The organism is Hephaestia caeni (genome assembly GCF_003550065.1).
Lineage (GTDB): Bacteria > Pseudomonadota > Alphaproteobacteria > Sphingomonadales > Sphingomonadaceae > Sphingomonas > Sphingomonas caeni_A.
On record NZ_QXDC01000003.1, the window covers coordinates 739,115 to 755,116 of the forward strand.

Here is a 16,002-nt window from a genome sequence, read left to right on the forward strand (position 1 = left end):
CCGCTCCTACACCCCACCTCCCATTCAGTATACCACCGTTGGGAAGGGGGTTGGGGAGCGGGCCGGGGCCGCCTCCACGCAAGTGAAGGAAGCTTTAATGCCCGGCTTGCGGGCCGCGGGCGACGCCCGATTGCGCGAGTTGATCGTCGATTTGCGCCACCAGCCGGTCGAGCCCTTGCTGGCTATGCGATTCGGCGCGCGCGACGAGCACGTCCTGCGTGTTCGACGCACGCAGCAGCCACCAGCCGTCGGGCGTGGTCACGCGCGCGCCGTCGGTGCGGTTGACCTCCGCCCCCGCGGTCTCGAGCCGATCGAGCACCTCGTCGATGATCGCGAATTTGCGCGGTTCGTCGACCTGGAAGCGCATTTCGGGGGTGTTGACGAGGCTGGGCATCTCGCCGCGGATCTGCGTCAGCGATTTGCCGATCATATGCACCGCGCGGATCAGGCGGACGGCGGCATATTGCGCATCGTCGAAGCCGTAATAATCGTGCGCGAAGAAGATGTGGCCGCTCATCTCGCCGGCCAGCGGCGCGCCGGTTTCGCGCATCTTGGTCTTGATCAGGCTGTGCCCGGTTTTCCACATCAGCGGCTCGCCGCCCAGTTCGGCGATGCGATCGTAGAGCATCTGCGAGGCCTTCACATCGGCGATGATCGTCGCGCCGGGCTCCTCGCGCAGCACAGGCTCCGCCAGAATGGAGAGAAGCTGATCGCCCCAGATCACGCGGCCCTCGCCGTCGATCGCGCCGATCCGGTCCCCGTCGCCATCGAAGGCCAGTCCGAAATCGAGGTTCTTGTCCGCGACGAGCCGCTTCAGATCGGCCAGATTCTTCTCTTCGGTGGGATCGGGATGATGATTGGGAAAATGACCGTCCACCTGGGTGAAGATCGTATGGTGCTCACCCGGGAGCAATTTTACGAGCTTCTCGATCACCGGGCCGGCGGCGCCGTTGCCCGTGTCCCACCCGATCCGGTACGCGCCGCCCGCATAGCCGACCATCAGCCGGTCGACATATGCATCGACGATATCGGCCGACGAGACTTCGCCCACGCCCTCGTCCCAATCGCCCTCGGCCGCCATTGTGCCGAGCTTCTGGATGTCGTCGCCGAAAAACGGCTTGTGCTGCAACACCATCTTGAAACCGTTATACTCGGCGGGATTATGGCTGCCGGTTATCTGGATGCCGCCATCCACCTCTAGCGTCGCCTCGGCGTAATAGAGCATCGGCGTCGGCCCCATGCCGATGCGGATGACGTCGACGCCCGATGCCGTCAGCCCTTCGATCAGCGCCTGTTCGAGTTCGGGCGACGAAACGCGTCCGTCATAACCAACCGCGACGCGGCGCCCCCCTGCGCGGCGGACGCAGGTCGCAAAGCCGCGCCCGATCGCGGTCGCGTCGGCGGCCCCCAGTGTGGTGCCGACGATGCCGCGGATGTCGTATTCGCGAAGGCTGGTGGGATCGAAACGGTGGGTCATGGAAACTCCTTGGGTCGAACCCTTCGCCTAATCGGTCAGCGCCGATAAAGTTCAATCGCGGCGCGCGAGGAGGGTATCGCGCGCCACGTTGATGCGCCGCGCAAGCTCGGTCGAGCCGCCGCGATCGGGATGGAGGGCGACCATCAGCCGTCGGTGCGCGGCGCGGATCGTATCGGCATCGGCATCGGCATCGACCCCCAGCACTGCGCGCGCCTCGGCCTCGTCGAACACCGGCGCGAACGGCCGTGCCGGCTTGCGCCGGGGCAGGCCCTTCCACCAGCGCCAGCCGAGATAGCCGATCAGAAGCGAGATCAGGAGCTTGAGGATCATGCGCGCGTGCTCACCTCAGGCGGTCGCGAACATCGGGATCGTCGGCTCGGGCAGCGCGAGCCCCGCCATCATCTCGCGCAGTTCCTGCCGCGCCGCGACGTGGCTCAGCCCCATGTCGCCGAAATCCTTCGAATCGAGCATCGTCAGCCCCTTGGGGAATAATTCGCGGTAGATCACCCGCTCGCCCAGCCCCGGAATGATGCGAAAGCCGACGCGCTTGGCGAGCTGTCCCAGCGCCTCCGACACGCGCCGCATGTTGCGCGCCTCGATATGCTGGAGGCGGTTCCTGAGCACGACCCAGTCGATCGTCGAGCCGTCCGATTTCGCGCGCACCTTGCGCGCATCCCAGATCAGCTCCGAATAGAAGCTCGGCCGCGTCACCTTGTAGCTGTCGGGGTCGACCTGCCCGATCAGATCGAAATCGACGAAGCTGTCGTTCATCGGGGTGACCAGGGTGTCGGCACGCGTGGCGGAAAGGCGCGCGAAATGATCGTCGCGGCCCGGCGTGTCGATCACCAGATAATCGGCATCAGCCGCAAGCCGGGCATAGACCTGCTCGAACCGGTCCTCGCTCACACCGTCATGCGTTTCGTGGATCGGCATCGGCAGCGCGCGGCCGGTGCGCGCGATCGTCGCGGCGCGATTGTCGAGGTAGCGCCCCGTGGTGCGCTGGCGGTGGTCGAGATCGAACGCGGCGACGCGCGCGCCCTTGGCGGCAAGCGCGATCGCGACATGGACCGCGGTCGTCGATTTGCCGGTGCCGCCCTTTTCGTTCGCGAACACGATGATGTGCGTCTTTTCCCTCCCTTCAGACAAAGCCTGTCAACGCTCCATGTTGCTCGAACCGCTCGCTCCCCATAGATGGCGCGCCTGATCTTGTCGAAGGATAGTGACGCGTGCTGACGATCCGTGACCTCCCCGCGCTGCGCGAAACGCTCGCCGCCTATGTTTCGGCCGGGGAGCGAATCGCGCTCGTACCGACGATGGGGGCGCTCCACGCCGGGCACATGGCGCTGATCGAGGCGGCCAAGCCGCTTGCAACCCGGATCGTCGTGTCGATCTTCGTCAACCCGACGCAATTCGGCGCGGGCGAGGATCTCGATCGCTATCCTCGCCGCGAGGGCGCCGACGTGCGGATGCTCAAGGCGGCGGGGATCGACCTGCTGTGGATGCCCGACGCCGAGACGATGTACCCCGCCGGCTTTTCCACGACGATCACCGTCTCGGGCGTCAGCGACGTGCTCGACGGCGCCGCGCGGCCCGGCCATTTCGATGGTGTCGCGACCGTCGTCGCCAAATTATTCAATCTGGTGCGCCCGGACGTCGCGCTGTTCGGCGAAAAGGATTTCCAGCAGCTCGCGGTGATTCGCCGGATGGCGGCCGATCTCGATACCGGGATCGAGATCGTCGGGGTGCCCACCCAGCGCGACGACGACGGTCTCGCGCTCTCATCGCGCAACGTCTATCTCGACGACGAGGACCGCCTGCGCGCGGTGGCGCTGCCGCGCGCGCTCGGCGTCGCGGCACGCGCGATCGGGCGCGGCGTCGACGCTGAGGATGCGCTCACCGCTGCGCGCGAGATGATCCTCGCCGCCGGGTATGAGACGATCGATTACGTGACGGTGGTCGATGCCGAAACGCTTCAGTCCTCGGCCGATCTCGCGCGGCCGCTGCGCGTGCTTGCCGCCGCGCGGATCGGCGGCACGCGGCTGATCGACAATGTTTCCGTGGACCTGCCCGAACAGGGTTAATCGCGTTAACCATTTGTTGAAACCATCCCGCCAGATTGCCGAGCAAGGGGTAATCCTGGGGGGTTTGATCATGGCCAACAGCCTGAAGACCGCACAATTTCTGGTGGAAAGCCGGTTGCGCGATGCGGCGCGTGGAGACAGCAACGCCTGTTTCGATCTCGGCATCCTTTATTCGACCGGCACCGGCGGCGAGACGATCGATCTCATCGAGGCGCACAAATGGTTCAATCTCGCTGCCGTCCACGGCAGTGAGGAAGCCCAGATGTGCCGCGCCGAAATCGCCGAGGACATGAGCGCGCGCGAGATCGCCGAAGCCCAGCGCCAGGCGCGCGCATGGCTGACCGCCACCGAGTGCCGCGCGGCCTGAGCCCGGTACCCATCGTCATGCCGGACTCGTTCCGGCATCCAACGTGCCGCAGAAAATAACGGTCGCGGTGTGCGGCACCTTGGACCCCGGAACAAGTCCGGGGTGACGGATATGGCGCTGATGTCTCCCTTTATTCCGCTGCGACCTTGTTGGGGGCGGCCTTCTTCTTCGCCGGCGCTTTCTTCTTCGCCGCGGGCTTTTTCGCGGCCTTGCGGCCCTTCTTCGCCGGCCCGGCCGCCGCGCGCGCATCGATCAGTTGCGCCGCTTCCTCGAGCGTCAGCGCTTCCTTCTCGATCGACTTGGGCAGCGTCGCGTTGGTCGTGCCGTCGGTGACATAGGCACCGTAGCGGCCTTCCATCAGCCTGATCTCCGCCTCGGTGCGCGGATGCTTGCCGAGCACCTTGAGCGGCTCGCGGCTGCCGCGCGCGCGCGGCCCCTTTTCGGCGGCCTCGGCGAGCTTGACGACGGCGGCGTTCATGCCGGTTTCAAACACCTCGGCGGTGGAGCCCAGTCGGGCATATTTGCCGTCATGCTTGAGATACGGCCCGTAGCGCCCGATCGCTGCCTCGATCGGCAGCCCCGTCTCGGGATGATTGCCGATCACGCGCGGCAGGCTGAGCAGCTTGAGCGCGATCTCGAGATCGAGGTCGCCCATATCCTTGGGGATCGAGGCGCGCTTGGCCTCCTTGCCCTCACCCAACTGGAGATACGGCCCGAACCGGCCGACCTTGCGCTCGACCGGCAGCCCGGTTTCGGGATCACTGCCGAGCGCTTCGGGGGTGCTGTCCTCCGCCCCCGGCCCGCCGGGCTGCGCGAAGGCGCGGGTATATTTGCACTCCGGGTAGTTCGAGCAGGCGACGAACGCGCCGTAGCGGCCGCCGCGCAGCGCCAGCCGGCCCTCGCCGCAATTGGGGCACAGGCGTGGATCGCTGCCGTCGGCATTGGCCGGAAACAGGTAGTTTTCGAGGAACTTATCGAGTTCGGCGGTCACTTCGGAGGGCTTGAAATCCATCACCTCGCTGGTGCGGGGCTTGAAATCGCGCCAGAACGATTCGAGCACCGCCTGCCATGCCGCACGCCCGCCCGAAACATCGTCGAGTTCGTCTTCGAGGTCGGCGGTGAAATCATACGCCACATATTTCTCGAAGAAGCGTTCGAGAAACGCCGTCAGCAGCCGGCCCGATTCCTCGGCGAAGAAACGGTTCTTCTCGATCCGCACATAGGCCCGATCCTTCAGGACCTGGATGATCGAGGCATAGGTCGACGGGCGGCCGATCCCCAGTTCTTCCAACCGCTTGACGAGGCTCGCTTCCGAAAAGCGCGGCGGCGGCTGGGTGAAATGCTGCTCGGCATCGACGCCCTTCTTCGCCGGCTTGTCGCCCTCGCGCAGCCGCGGCAGGCGCTTGCTGTCGTCATCCGCGGCGTCGGCCTGTTGGCCAGAGCCGCCAACAAAACCCTTGTCGTCGCTGCCCTCTTCGTAGAGCGCGAGATAGCCGGGGAAGAGCACGACCTGCCCGGTCGCGCGCAGCGCGGTGCGGCCGGTTCCCTCGGCAAGTTCGACGGTCGTGCGTTCCATCCGCGCCGACGCCATCTGGCTCGCCAGCGCGCGTTTCCAGATCAGATCGTAGAGCCGCGCATGGTCGCCCGACCCGGCGCGATCCTTGCCGAAATCGGTGGGGCGGATCGCCTCGTGCGCTTCCTGCGCATTCTTGGCCTTGGTCTGATATTGACGTGGCTTGTCGGGCACGTAGCTCGCGTCATAGCGATCGGCGACCGCGCGGCGTGCCGCGGAGATCGCGCTGCCGTCCATCTGGACGCCGTCGGTCCGCATATAGGTGATCGCGCCGTCCTCGTAGAGGCCCTGCGCGATCCGCATCGTGTGGCTGGCCGAGAAACCGAGCTTGCGCGCGGCCTCCTGCTGGAGTGTCGAGGTGGTGAAGGGCGGCGGCGGGTTGCGCGTCGCGGGCTTGGTCTCGACGCTCTCGACGGTGAAATTGCCGTCGAGCACCGCCTGTTTCGCGGCCTTTGCCTGCGCTTCGTCGCCGATCGTCAGCCGATCGATCCTGTCGCCGTTCCAGCGCACCAGCCGCGCGTCGAACCCTTGCCCGTCGGCTTCCAGATGCGCAGTGATCGACCAATATTCCTGGGGGCTGAACCCCTCGATCTCGCGCTCGCGCTCGACGATCAGCCGGAGCGCGACCGATTGGACGCGCCCCGCCGATTTGGCGCCCGGCAGCTTGCGCCACAGCACCGGCGAGAGCGTGAAGCCGACCAGATAATCGAGCGCGCGGCGCGCGCGATACGCATCGATCAGATCGGTATCGAGCGCGCGCGGCGCCTTCATCGCCTCGGTCACCGCCTGTTTGGTGATCGCGTTGAAGGTGACGCGATCGACCGTCTTGGGCAGCGCCTTCCTTTTGGCGAGGACTTCCTGGACGTGCCACGAAATCGCCTCGCCCTCGCGATCGGGGTCGGTCGCGAGGATCAGCCGATCGGCCTTCTTGGCCTCGTCGGTGATCGCCTTCAATTGCTTCGCCTTGTCGGCGTAATTTTCCCAATCCATCGCGAACCCGTCGTCGGGGTTCACCGAGCCGTCCTTGGCGGGCAGGTCGCGGACATGGCCGTAGGAGGCGAGGACGCGATAATCGCCGCCCAGGTATTTTTCGATCGTTTTGGCCTTGGCGGGCGATTCGACGATGACAAGCTGCATACGGGCTGGCTTTTCTCTCTCGTGTGTACGCGTGAAGATGGGGGGCGGCGCGCGAGATCGTCAAGCCGTGCTGATCAGCCGAGGCTCACGCGGCCGCCCGCATGGCGTTCGAGCCGCCCGGCAAGCTCGAGTTCGAGCAGCACCGTCTGCACCGCGGCAGGCGCGAGCCCGGCCTGGCGGATGATCTCGTCGACCGCCACCGGCACCGGCCCGAGCAACGCGCCGACGATGCGACGCTCGGCGTCATCGGCATCGACCGGCGGGGTGGGCACATAATCGCTGCCGGGCGCGCGGACCATGCGCGCGTCGATCGGCCGGATCGTCTCGAGCACGTCGGCCGCCGATTGTACCAAGGTCGCGCCGTCGCGGATCAGCCCGTTGCACCCCTGCGCACGCGGATCGAGCGGGCTGCCGGGCACCGCCATCACCTCGCGCCCCGCCTCGCCCGCCAGCCGCGCGGTGATCAGCGAGCCCGAGCGCGGCGCCGCCTCGACCACGACGGTGCCGAGCGCGAGCCCGGCGATGATCCGGTTGCGATAGGGAAAGTGGCGCGCGCGCGGCTCGATCCTCGGCGGCTGTTCGGCGATCAGCAGCCCGCCGTGCGCGATCCGTTCCTGCAATTCGGCGTTTTCAGGCGGATAGACGATATCGATCCCGCCCGCGATGACGGCGATCGTGCCGCCGGCGAGTGCGCCGACATGCGCGGCGGTGTCGATCCCGCGCGCCAGCCCCGAGATCACCGCCACCTCCTCGCGCGCCAATTCGCTCGCGAGCTGCCGCGCGAACCGGCAGGCGGCGGCTGAGGCGTTGCGCGCGCCGACCATCGCCACCGTGGTGCGCGCCGCCAGCCCCAGGTCGCCGCGCCAGGTGAGCGCCACGGGTGCGTCGTCGAGCGCGGCAAGCAGCGGCGGATAGGCGGGGTCGTCGAGGAAGAGATACGCCGCCCCAACCTTCTCCACGCGCGCCATTTCGCGCTCGATCGTGCGCGCGTCGGGGATGGCGGGGCCGGCGGCACCGCCGCGCCGGGCGAGATCGGGAAGCGCGTCGAGCGCCGATGCCGCATCGCCGAAGCGCGCGATCAACTGGCGATAGGTGACCGGTCCGATCCGGGGCGTGCGGAGGAGGCGGAGCCGCGCGACGTGCGCGGCGTCAGCCACGCGCGCGGCCGACGCGCGGCTCGGTGCCGTCGAGCAGGCGGCCGATATTCGCGCGGTGCTTCCACACCACGATCAGTGCGAGCGCGAGCAGCAGCAGCACGAGATCGAACCGACCGAGCAATGCCGCGCTGACCGGCGCACTGATCGCCGCGGCGATCCCGGCGACCGAGGAGATTCGCAGTCCTGCAAGCAGCCCCAGCCACACCAGCGCGTAGACCAGGGCGCACGGCCAATGGAGCGCAAGCACGATCCCCATCAGCGTCGCGACTCCCTTGCCGCCGCGAAAACCGAGCCAGACCGGATAGCAATGGCCGAGGAAGGCGGCGGCGGCGGCAAGCAGGCTGTCGCCCGGAAACAGCGCCGCGGCGATCGCGACCGCCGCCCATCCCTTGGCGAGATCGAGCAGCAACGTCGCCGCCGCCAGCCCCTTGCGGCCGGTGCGCAGCACGTTGGTGGCGCCGATATTGCCCGATCCGATCGCACGCAGGTCGCCCGCGCCCGCCAGCCGCGTCAGCAGCACGCCGAACGGGATCGAGCCCAACGCATAGCCGAGCAACAGGGCGCCGGTGGGCGCAACCCAGAGCATCTCACTACCCAAAAAAGGCCCCCTTTTCTCGACGGATCATAGCCGATGGTTGGCGAGGCGCAACAATCTGAGTCAAGGGTGCTGCCCCTTTGACTGGCGGCGGCGCGGCGGCTGCGATAGAGCCCGATTCAGCGGCGCTGAATCGGGTGCGACACCGGCCCGCTCCCCCACCCGACCACCCATAGGATAATCGCATTGGGTGGCCGGGTGGGGGAGTGGGCCGGTGCCGCTTCCACGTAAGTGCATCAAACTCTAGGAGCGCGGGAATGGCGGACGATCGGCCGATTCTGTTGTTCGATTCGGGCGTGGGCGGGCTCTCGGTGCTCGATGCCGCGCGCACGCTGCTGCCGCAGGCATCCTATGTCTATGTCGCCGACTCGGCGGGCTTTCCCTACGGCACCAAGAGCGAGCGCGAGATTGAGGCGCGCGTGCCCGCGCTGCTCGGGCGCCTCGCCGAACGCTATCGCCCGCGGCTGATCGTGATCGCATGCAACACCGCCTCGACGATCGCGCTGGCAAGCGTGCGCGCCGCACTCGATCTCGCCGTCGTCGGCACCGTGCCCGCGATCAAGCCCGCCGCCGCGCTGAGCACGACGCGCACGATCGGCGTGCTGGGCACCGAGGCGACGGTGCGCCAGCCCTATGTCGACGATCTCGCGGCGCGGTTCGCCGCTGATTGCACGGTGCTGCGCCACGGATCGGCCGCGCTGGTCGATCTCGCCGAGGCCAAGCTCCACGGCGCGGCGGTCGATCCGGCGGCAGTGCGCGCGGCGCTGTCCGGCCTGTTCGACCAGCCGGGCGGCGACGCGATCGATATCGTCGTCAACGCCTGCACGCATTTTCCGCTGCTCGCGCCCGAACTCGCCGCGGCGAGCCCGCATCGGGTGCGCTTCGTCGACGGCAGCGACGGCATCGCACGGCGCATTGCCGCGCTCACCGAGGGTCAGGAATGGCCGGCTTCGCGAGAGGGGATCGCCGTCTTCACCCGCCGCGACCCGTCGCTTCGGGCGCTGGCCCCCGCGCTTGCGGCACGCGGGCTCAACACAATCGAATCGCTCTGAACAGGCCATTCGACCCGAGGCGCCTCGCGCGCGAGATCGGCGTAGCAGCGCGCCATCTCGCGGTGCGCGTGGCGCGCGGTGCAATCGGCGGCGGCATCGGCGAGGCGGCGTTCCTGCGCCGCCCGACGCGAGAAATAGGCGCGATGATCGATCATGTTCATGGGGCGCTCCTCCTGCCGAAGTGCGCCGCGACTCGGAACCTTGGAGCCGTGGCAACCATCTATACCAGATCGCGCGCCAGCCGTCAGCGACGGCCCTGGGGCAAGATGTCCACTGGAATTCTGCCGCCCACGGCAGTAGGGGAACCCGTATGAGCCAGGAGTCGATCCCGCCCGCCATCGATTATTCGCGCGTTTTCTCGCAAGCGATCGATCGGTTGCACACCGAGGGGCGCTACCGCGTTTTCATCGATATCCTGCGCAACAAGGGCGCCTTTCCCAACGCGCGGTGCTTCGCCGGGCATAACGGACCGAAGCCGATCACCGTCTGGTGCTCGAACGATTATCTCTCGATGGGGCAGCATCCCGATGTGATCGCGGCGATGGAAGAGGCGCTGCACGATGTCGGCGCGGGCTCGGGCGGCACGCGCAACATCGGCGGCAACACGCATTACCACATCGATCTCGAAGGCGAGCTTGCCGATCTCCACGGCAAGGAAGCCGCGCTGCTCTTCACCTCGGGCTATGTCTCGAACGAGGCGACGCTGTCGACGCTGGCGCGGCTGTTCCCCGGCATGATCGTCTTTTCGGACGAGATGAATCATGCCTCGATGATCGCGGGCATCCGCCACGCGGGCTGCGAGAAGCGCATCTTCCGCCACAACGATCTCGCACATCTCGAACAATTGCTCAGCCAGGCCGATCCGGCCGCCCCCAAGCTGATCGCGTTCGAGAGCGTCTATTCGATGGACGCCGACATCGCGCCGATCGCGGCGATCTGCGACCTCGCCGACAAATATAATGCGCTCACCTATCTCGACGAAGTCCACGCCGTCGGCATGTACGGCCCGCGCGGCGGCGGCGTGTCGGAGCGCGACGGCCAGGCGCATCGCCTGACGGTGATCGAGGGCACGCTCGGCAAGGCGTTCGGCGTGATGGGGGGCTATATCGCCGCCGACCGCACCGTGATCGACGTCATCCGCAGCTACGCGCCGGGTTTCATCTTCACCACCTCGCTGTCGCCGGTGCTGGTCGCGGGCGCGCTGGCGAGCGTGAAGCATCTCAAGGCCTCGTCGGTCGAGCGCGAGGGCCAGCACGCCGCCGCCGCGACGCTCAAGGCGATGATGCGCGAGGCCGGGCTGCCGGTGATGGGATCGACCACGCACATCGTGCCGCTGATGGTCGGCGATCCGGTCAAGGCCAAGAAGATCAGCGACGTGCTGCTCGCCGAATACGGCGTCTACGTCCAGCCGATCAACTATCCCACGGTGCCGCGCGGCACCGAACGGCTGCGCTTCACGCCCGGCCCGACGCATGACGAAGCGATGATGCGCGATCTGGTTTCGGCGCTCGTCGAGATCTGGGACCGGCTCGACCTGCGCGCCGCCGCCTGACACGGCGCTGAAGGGACGTCAGGGGCGATCGCGCGCCCGCTGACGTTCATCGGACGCCGCCGACTTCCTTCCTCTCTTGCGCGCCCGGCCCGCCCGCCGTCGGCCAGGCGGTATCGCCCATCCGCGTCAGCCGCATCTCGAAGAAGCGCTGCGGCGCCTGTCCCGTGACGATCCGGTCGCCGACCTCGGTCCAGGTGCCGTCCGTGAGCGTCGCGGTATAGCGGATCGTCGCCGGACCCGCGGGAATCGTCCAGACATAGCCGGCGTCGGTGGGGGTCAGTGGGAAATCGCCCGCGCGGCCCTGCGCGTAGGAGTGCATCGTATAGGCCTCCGCCGCTGGATCGTAGGAGATGATGCCGAGCGCGTTGAAACCGACGCTGCCGTCGGCGTTGAACCCCTTGCCTTCGACCACGCGCACGTCGCCGTCGAGCATCGGCCCGATTCGCTCGGTCTGGGTGATGCGGCGTTCGCCGGCGGGGGTCTGCATCATCGCCTGCCCGCGCCAGACGCCGTCCATCCAGGCAAGTTTCGTCATCGCCGCGCGCTCGGCCGCCATCGCCTCGCGATCGGCGGTCTGCGCCTGCGCAGCGATCGGCAGCACAGCGACGAACAGCACCAGCGCGGCGCCGGATGGACGGAGGGCGATCGTCATTTCGGTTCTCCTTCGGGTTGCCCGCACGGGGCGCCGGTGGCAGCCTCTCCTCATGCAGGCTGCGGAAACGATCGTCGGAAAGCGTCGCCGCCACCGCAATGCGGTTTTCGCGAATCGTGTCCGGAACTTCGTGAATCGCGCGCTGGTGCGGCTGCCCGGCCTCGGGCCGCTGGCGGCGGCCTCGGCGGCGGCGATCGTCATCATGACAGTGGTCGGCGGGTTCGGCACCGGTGCGTTGCCGATCGCCGCGCGCGCGGGCCTCTGGGCGCTGTTGATCGGCTGGAACGCCGCCAAATGGCAACTCTGGTTCGCGATGCTGGTGCGCAAGCGCGCGGATTGGCCGCGCGCGGCGGCGATCGGCGCGATCGTGATCAATCTGCCGCTGCCGGCCGAGATCGCGCTGGCGCTTTCGCTGTTCGGCGCGGCGGGTCCGGTCCCCTCCGTCGAGATATGGGTGGAGGCACTTGCGATCAGCGCGGCGTTGTTCGCGCTGGTGATGCTCGCGCGTCGCAGCGCCGCTCCCGTCGCGGCCCCTTCGATGGCACTCCGCCCGGACGGCCTGCTCGATCGCGCCGGCCTGGCGTCGCCCGCCGATCTTCTCGCGGTCGAGGCGGAGGATCATTATTGCCGGATCCACGCCGTCGGGCGCGTGGCGGTGCTGGTCCACGGCCGCTTCGGCGACGCGCTCGACGAGGTGCGCGCGCTCGACGGCCTGCGGGTCCATCGGGGCGCCTGGGTCGCGGCAGGCGCGATTGCGGGGGCGGCGCGCGAGGGACGGCGCTGGCGGCTCGACCTCACCGGCCGACACCGCATCGTCGTCAGCGCCCGCTACCTGCCCGCGGTGCGCGATCGCGGCTGGCTGCGGCGCCGATGAAATCACAGTAGGATGCGTCGATCGGGTGTGGCGTTCGGCGCCGCCGTCGCCTAAAGAGCCCGCGTTCCCACAACCGAAAGGCGCCGCCATGCGCATCGCCATCGCGTCCGATCACGCCGCCTTCGCGCTCAAGGAGGCCCTGGCAGCCTGGCTGCGCGAAAACCACGAGGTGGTCGATCTCGGCACGCACGGCCCCGCCAGCGTCGATTACCCCGATTACGGTTACCGACTCGCAGCGGCGATCGCAGGGGGCGAGGCCGAGTACGGCGTCGCCTTGTGCGGCTCGGGCATCGGCATCTCGATCGCGGTCAACCGCAATCCGGCGTGCCGCTGCGCGCTCGTCAACGAACCGCTGTCGGCCGCGCTGGCGCGCGAGCATAACGACGCCAATGTCATCGCACTCGGCGCCCGCCTGATCGGCGAGGAGATGGCGCGCGCGTGCATCACTCGTTTCCTCGAGACCGATTTCGCGGGCGGCCGCCACCGCGCGCGCGTCGACAAGCTCGCCATCCCAGAAACCGTCCCGAAGACCGTCAAGGAATCCGCATGAGCACGAACCCGACCCAATTGTCCGACGTCCAGCCCGACGGCTTCTTCACGCGCGGTCTCGCCGATGCCGATCCAGCGGTGTTCGCGGGCGTCACCCACGAACTCGAACGCGAGCGCCATCAGATCGAACTGATCGCCAGCGAGAACATCGTCTCGAAGGCGGTGCTTGAGGCGCAGGGCTCTGTTTTCACGAACAAATATGCCGAGGGCTATCCCGGCAAGCGCTATTACCAGGGCTGCGCACCTTCGGACGAGGTCGAGCAGCTCGCGATCGACCGCGCCAAGCAGATCTTCAATTGCGGCTTCGCCAACGTCCAGCCGCATTCGGGCGCGCAGGCGAACGGCGCGGTGATGCTGGCGCTGACGAAGCCGGGCGACACGATCATGGGCCTCAGCCTCGATTCCGGCGGTCACCTGACCCACGGCGCGCGCGCAGCGATGTCGGGCAAGTGGTTCAACGCCGTCCCCTACGGCGTCGACCCCGAGACGCATCTGATCGACTTCGATCAGGTCGCGCGGCTGGCGAAGGAGCACAAGCCGACGCTGATCATCGCGGGCGGCTCGGCCTATCCGCGCATCATCGATTTCGCCAAATTCCGCCAAATCGCAGACGAAGTGGGTGCGACGTTCATGGTCGACATGGCCCATTTCGCCGGCCTCGTCGCCAGCGGCCACCACCCGACGCCCTTCGGCCACGCTCATGTCGTCACCACCACCACGCACAAAACGCTGCGCGGGCCGCGCGGCGGCATGGTGCTGACCGATGACGAGGCGATCGCCAAGAAGATCAATTCGGCGGTGTTCCCGGGGCTTCAGGGCGGCCCGCTGATGCACGTCATCGCCGCCAAGGCGGTCGCGTTCGGCGAAGCGCTCGATCCCTCGTACAAGAGCTACATCGCTGCGGTGGTCGAGAACGCCAAGGTGCTCGCCGCAACCTTGAAGGAGCGCGGCGCCAACCTCGTCTCGGGCGGCACCGACACGCACCTCGCATTGGTCGATCTCACCCCGCTCGGCGTCACCGGCCGCGACGCCGACGAGGCGCTCGAACGCTCGGGCATCACCTGCAACAAGAACGGCATCCCCAACGATCCGCTGCCCCCGGTCAAGACCAGCGGCATCCGCGTCGGCAGCCCCGCGGGCACCACGCGCGGCTTCGGGACGGCCGAATTCCGTGAGATCGGCAATATGGTCGCCGACGTGCTCGACGGCCTCGCCAAGAACGGCGAGGCCGGCGACGCGCAGGTTGAGGCCCAGGTCCGCGAGCGCGTCCGCGCGCTGTGCGAGCGATTCCCGATTTATGTGTAGTTTTGGGCGCTCACGCGCCAGCCGCACCGGCCCGCTCCCCCACCCGGCCACCCAACAGGGTATTCTATGGGTGGCCGGGTGGGGGAGCGGGCCGGTACGGCTCGTCCGTCAGGACAAAAAATAATGCGCTGCCCCTTCTGCGGCCATGAAGACAGCCAGGTGAAGGACAGCCGCCCCACCGAGGACGGGGCGGCGATTCGGCGGCGGCGCCAGTGCGAGGCGTGTGCGGCGCGCTTCACCACCTTCGAGCGCATCCAGCTTCGCGATCTCGTAGTGCTCAAGAGCGACGATCGCCGCGAGCCGTTCGAGCGCGACAAGCTCGTCCGCTCGGTCTCGACCGCGTGCCGCAAGCGCCCGATCGGCGCGGTGCAGATCGAAAAGCTCGTCTCGGGCATCCAGCGCCAGCTCGAGACGCTCGGCGACGGCGAAATCCCCTCGCAGCGCATCGGCGAACTGGTGATGGAGGGGCTAAAGGGCCTCGATTCGGTCGCCTATATCCGCTTCGCGAGCGTCTATAAGGACTTCCGCGAGGCCCGCGATTTCGAGGAATTCGCCGGCAGCGTCACCGAGGTCGGCAAGGGCTAGGCGTCAGCAGTGCTCCTGCGAAAGCAGGAGCCCAGTGCATCGAACGCCACCGCTTGCGACTCTGGGCTCCTGCTTTCGCAGGAGCACCCAGCTCAAATCCGCGCGTCGCCCGGATAGGCGAACAGGACGTCGCCGCCTTCCGCGATCTCGATCTCGGCGCTTCCCGTCACCGTCGCGCATTCGCCGGCACGAAACGCGACCCCGTCGGCGACGCCCTCACCCGTCACCGGCACCAGCCAGCCGGTCAGCCCCTCGGGCAGCGTTACCTTACGGTGCCCTGCGGGCCAGCGTTCGAGCACGAATTTGGGGCCTTCGGCGAGGATCATGCGGTCGCCCGATACCTTGCCCGGCGCAGGCTGCGCGATGAAGGGCGTGCCCTCGCTCACCGCGATCCCGGCATCGAGGTGCAGGTCGCGCGGCCGCCCGTAATCGTAGAGCCGGTAGGTCAGATCGACATTCTGCTGCACCTCGATCAGCGTGATCCCCGCGCCGATCGCATGCACCGTGCCCGCCGGCGAATAGAAGAAGTCGCCCGCCTTGACCGGTTTCCAGTCGAGCAGATCCTCGATCGACCCGTCGAGCGCGGCGTCGCGCAGTTCCTCGCGCCCCACCGGCCGCTTCGTCCCCAGCGCGATCGTCGACTCGGGTTCGGCGGCGAGGATCAGCCACGCCTCGTCCTTGCCCCTGGCATAGCCCGCCTTGCGCGCGGCCGCGTCGTTCGGATGGACCTGCACCGACAGCTTCTCGCTGGTGAAGAGATATTTGACGAGCAGGTCGGGATTGGCGTCGCCCGGTGTCTGGAACCATACTTCGCCCACCGGATCGGCGTCGGGCGCGGGATCGGGAAAACCCGGCCAGAGGATATGGCGGCCCCAGGGCTTGTCGACGCGGCGGGTGGCGAGCAGGGTGGCGGGCATAAGCGACTCCTTGGCCAGATAACGCAACCGGCCGCGCGATAGCTCCAATCGCGACATACCGCCAGCGTTGGGCCGGTGCCGGTCTCCATCAAGCGAAAAACCGTTGTTCGCACGAGGCAGGGTCGGCTA

The 16,002-nt window shown here is 67.7% G+C and carries 16 protein-coding genes; 8 read left to right on the forward strand and 8 right to left on the reverse strand.

Annotated elements, in window-relative coordinates; all coding sequences use genetic code 11:
* Positions 1-94: 94 nt before the first annotated feature.
* From pgmG to DFR49_RS12010, 3 genes are read right to left on the reverse strand one after another with little or no spacing between them, the layout of a single operon-like run.
* On the reverse strand, positions 95-1,477 hold the full coding sequence (gene pgmG / locus DFR49_RS12000; protein WP_119035890.1) for a phosphoglucomutase/phosphomannomutase PgmG: 1,383 nt from the start codon (positions 1,475-1,477) through the stop codon (positions 95-97).
* Between the two features lie 51 nt (positions 1,478-1,528).
* Entirely contained in the window at positions 1,529-1,807 is a 279-nt protein-coding gene (locus DFR49_RS12005) for a J domain-containing protein (RefSeq protein ID WP_119035891.1), read from the reverse strand.
* A 15-nt stretch (positions 1,808-1,822) separates the two neighbouring features.
* Complete coding sequence (locus tag DFR49_RS12010) at positions 1,823-2,623, reverse strand: division plane positioning ATPase MipZ (RefSeq protein ID WP_119035892.1); 801 nt, start codon at positions 2,621-2,623, stop codon at positions 1,823-1,825.
* Positions 2,624-2,703: 80 nt separating this feature from the next.
* Between DFR49_RS12010 and panC the strand changes: the two genes are divergently transcribed.
* Together panC and DFR49_RS12020 are read left to right on the forward strand one after the other, a co-directional pair.
* Positions 2,704-3,558: a pantoate--beta-alanine ligase gene (gene panC / locus DFR49_RS12015; protein ID WP_119035893.1), complete on the forward strand. Its 855-nt coding sequence runs from the start codon at positions 2,704-2,706 to the stop codon at positions 3,556-3,558.
* A 70-nt stretch (positions 3,559-3,628) separates the two neighbouring features.
* Entirely contained in the window at positions 3,629-3,925 is a 297-nt protein-coding gene (locus DFR49_RS12020; protein WP_119035894.1) for an SEL1-like repeat protein, read from the forward strand.
* A gap of 130 nt (positions 3,926-4,055) precedes the next feature.
* On the opposite strand, the gene topA is transcribed toward DFR49_RS12020, so the two are convergent.
* From topA to plsY, 3 genes are all read right to left on the reverse strand, one after another.
* On the reverse strand, positions 4,056-6,635 hold the full coding sequence (gene topA, locus DFR49_RS12025; protein WP_119035895.1) for a type I DNA topoisomerase: 2,580 nt from the start codon (positions 6,633-6,635) through the stop codon (positions 4,056-4,058).
* Between the two features lie 74 nt (positions 6,636-6,709).
* Complete coding sequence (gene dprA / locus DFR49_RS12030) at positions 6,710-7,792, reverse strand: DNA-processing protein DprA (protein WP_119035896.1); 1,083 nt, start codon at positions 7,790-7,792, stop codon at positions 6,710-6,712.
* On the reverse strand, positions 7,785-8,378 hold the full coding sequence (gene plsY / locus DFR49_RS12035; RefSeq protein WP_119035897.1) for a glycerol-3-phosphate 1-O-acyltransferase PlsY: 594 nt from the start codon (positions 8,376-8,378) through the stop codon (positions 7,785-7,787). Before plsY ends, dprA begins: the two co-directional genes overlap by 8 nt.
* A gap of 266 nt (positions 8,379-8,644) precedes the next feature.
* Here plsY and murI point away from each other — a divergent pair, with 266 nt between their 5' ends.
* Together murI and hemA are read left to right on the forward strand one after the other, a co-directional pair.
* Entirely contained in the window at positions 8,645-9,439 is a 795-nt protein-coding gene (gene murI / locus DFR49_RS12040) for a glutamate racemase (protein WP_119035898.1), read from the forward strand.
* Positions 9,440-9,749: 310 nt separating this feature from the next.
* Complete coding sequence (hemA, locus tag DFR49_RS12045; RefSeq protein WP_119035899.1) at positions 9,750-10,991, forward strand: 5-aminolevulinate synthase; 1,242 nt, start codon at positions 9,750-9,752, stop codon at positions 10,989-10,991.
* Positions 10,992-11,037: 46 nt separating this feature from the next.
* On the opposite strand, the gene DFR49_RS12050 is transcribed toward hemA, so the two are convergent.
* Positions 11,038-11,643 (reverse strand): DUF1579 domain-containing protein, encoded by a 606-nt coding sequence (locus DFR49_RS12050; RefSeq protein ID WP_245968393.1) that lies wholly within the window; start codon positions 11,641-11,643, stop codon positions 11,038-11,040.
* Positions 11,644-11,773: 130 nt separating this feature from the next.
* Between DFR49_RS12050 and DFR49_RS12055 the strand changes: the two genes are divergently transcribed.
* The 4 genes from DFR49_RS12055 to nrdR all read left to right on the forward strand — a co-directional run bounded on the left by DFR49_RS12055 (position 11,774) and on the right by nrdR (position 14,956).
* On the forward strand, positions 11,774-12,517 hold the full coding sequence (locus tag DFR49_RS12055; protein WP_170151008.1) for a LytTR family DNA-binding domain-containing protein: 744 nt from the start codon (positions 11,774-11,776) through the stop codon (positions 12,515-12,517).
* Between the two features lie 88 nt (positions 12,518-12,605).
* The gene (gene rpiB / locus DFR49_RS12060; protein WP_119035901.1) at positions 12,606-13,067 is read left to right on the forward strand and encodes a ribose 5-phosphate isomerase B; all 462 of its coding nucleotides are present in this window, start codon (positions 12,606-12,608) and stop codon (positions 13,065-13,067) included.
* A complete protein-coding gene (gene glyA / locus DFR49_RS12065; RefSeq protein ID WP_119035902.1) occupies positions 13,064-14,371 on the forward strand; it encodes a serine hydroxymethyltransferase in 1,308 nt (435 codons plus the stop codon). Before rpiB ends, glyA begins: the two co-directional genes overlap by 4 nt.
* A 123-nt stretch (positions 14,372-14,494) precedes the next feature.
* Positions 14,495-14,956 carry a transcriptional regulator NrdR gene (nrdR, locus tag DFR49_RS12070; RefSeq protein ID WP_119035903.1) on the forward strand — a complete coding sequence of 154 codons (462 nt, stop codon included), beginning with the start codon at positions 14,495-14,497 and terminating at the stop codon, positions 14,954-14,956.
* Between the two features lie 92 nt (positions 14,957-15,048).
* Here nrdR and DFR49_RS12075 read toward each other — a convergent pair whose 3' ends face one another.
* Positions 15,049-15,873 (reverse strand): class I mannose-6-phosphate isomerase, encoded by an 825-nt coding sequence (locus DFR49_RS12075; RefSeq protein ID WP_119036397.1) that lies wholly within the window; start codon positions 15,871-15,873, stop codon positions 15,049-15,051.
* Positions 15,874-16,002: the final 129 nt, after the last annotated feature.

Excerpts from the sequence above, each read along its gene's own strand:
- pgmG (WP_119035890.1), bottom strand. The coding sequence starts at position 1,477 with ATGACCCACCGTTTCGATCCCACCAGCCTTCGCGAATACGACATCCGC.
- DFR49_RS12005 (WP_119035891.1), bottom strand. The coding sequence starts at position 1,807 with ATGATCCTCAAGCTCCTGATCTCGCTTCTGATCGGCTATCTCGGCTGG.
- DFR49_RS12020 (WP_119035894.1), top strand. The coding sequence starts at position 3,629 with ATGGCCAACAGCCTGAAGACCGCACAATTTCTGGTGGAAAGCCGGTTG.
- topA (WP_119035895.1), bottom strand. The coding sequence starts at position 6,635 with ATGCAGCTTGTCATCGTCGAATCGCCCGCCAAGGCCAAAACGATCGAA.
- plsY (WP_119035897.1), bottom strand. The coding sequence starts at position 8,378 with ATGCTCTGGGTTGCGCCCACCGGCGCCCTGTTGCTCGGCTATGCGTTG.
- murI (WP_119035898.1), top strand. The coding sequence starts at position 8,645 with ATGGCGGACGATCGGCCGATTCTGTTGTTCGATTCGGGCGTGGGCGGG.
- hemA (WP_119035899.1), top strand. The coding sequence starts at position 9,750 with ATGAGCCAGGAGTCGATCCCGCCCGCCATCGATTATTCGCGCGTTTTC.
- DFR49_RS12050 (WP_245968393.1), bottom strand. The coding sequence starts at position 11,643 with ATGACGATCGCCCTCCGTCCATCCGGCGCCGCGCTGGTGCTGTTCGTC.
- rpiB (WP_119035901.1), top strand. The coding sequence starts at position 12,606 with ATGCGCATCGCCATCGCGTCCGATCACGCCGCCTTCGCGCTCAAGGAG.
- glyA (WP_119035902.1), top strand. The coding sequence starts at position 13,064 with ATGAGCACGAACCCGACCCAATTGTCCGACGTCCAGCCCGACGGCTTC.
- nrdR (WP_119035903.1), top strand. The coding sequence starts at position 14,495 with ATGCGCTGCCCCTTCTGCGGCCATGAAGACAGCCAGGTGAAGGACAGC.
- DFR49_RS12075 (WP_119036397.1), bottom strand. The coding sequence starts at position 15,873 with ATGCCCGCCACCCTGCTCGCCACCCGCCGCGTCGACAAGCCCTGGGGC.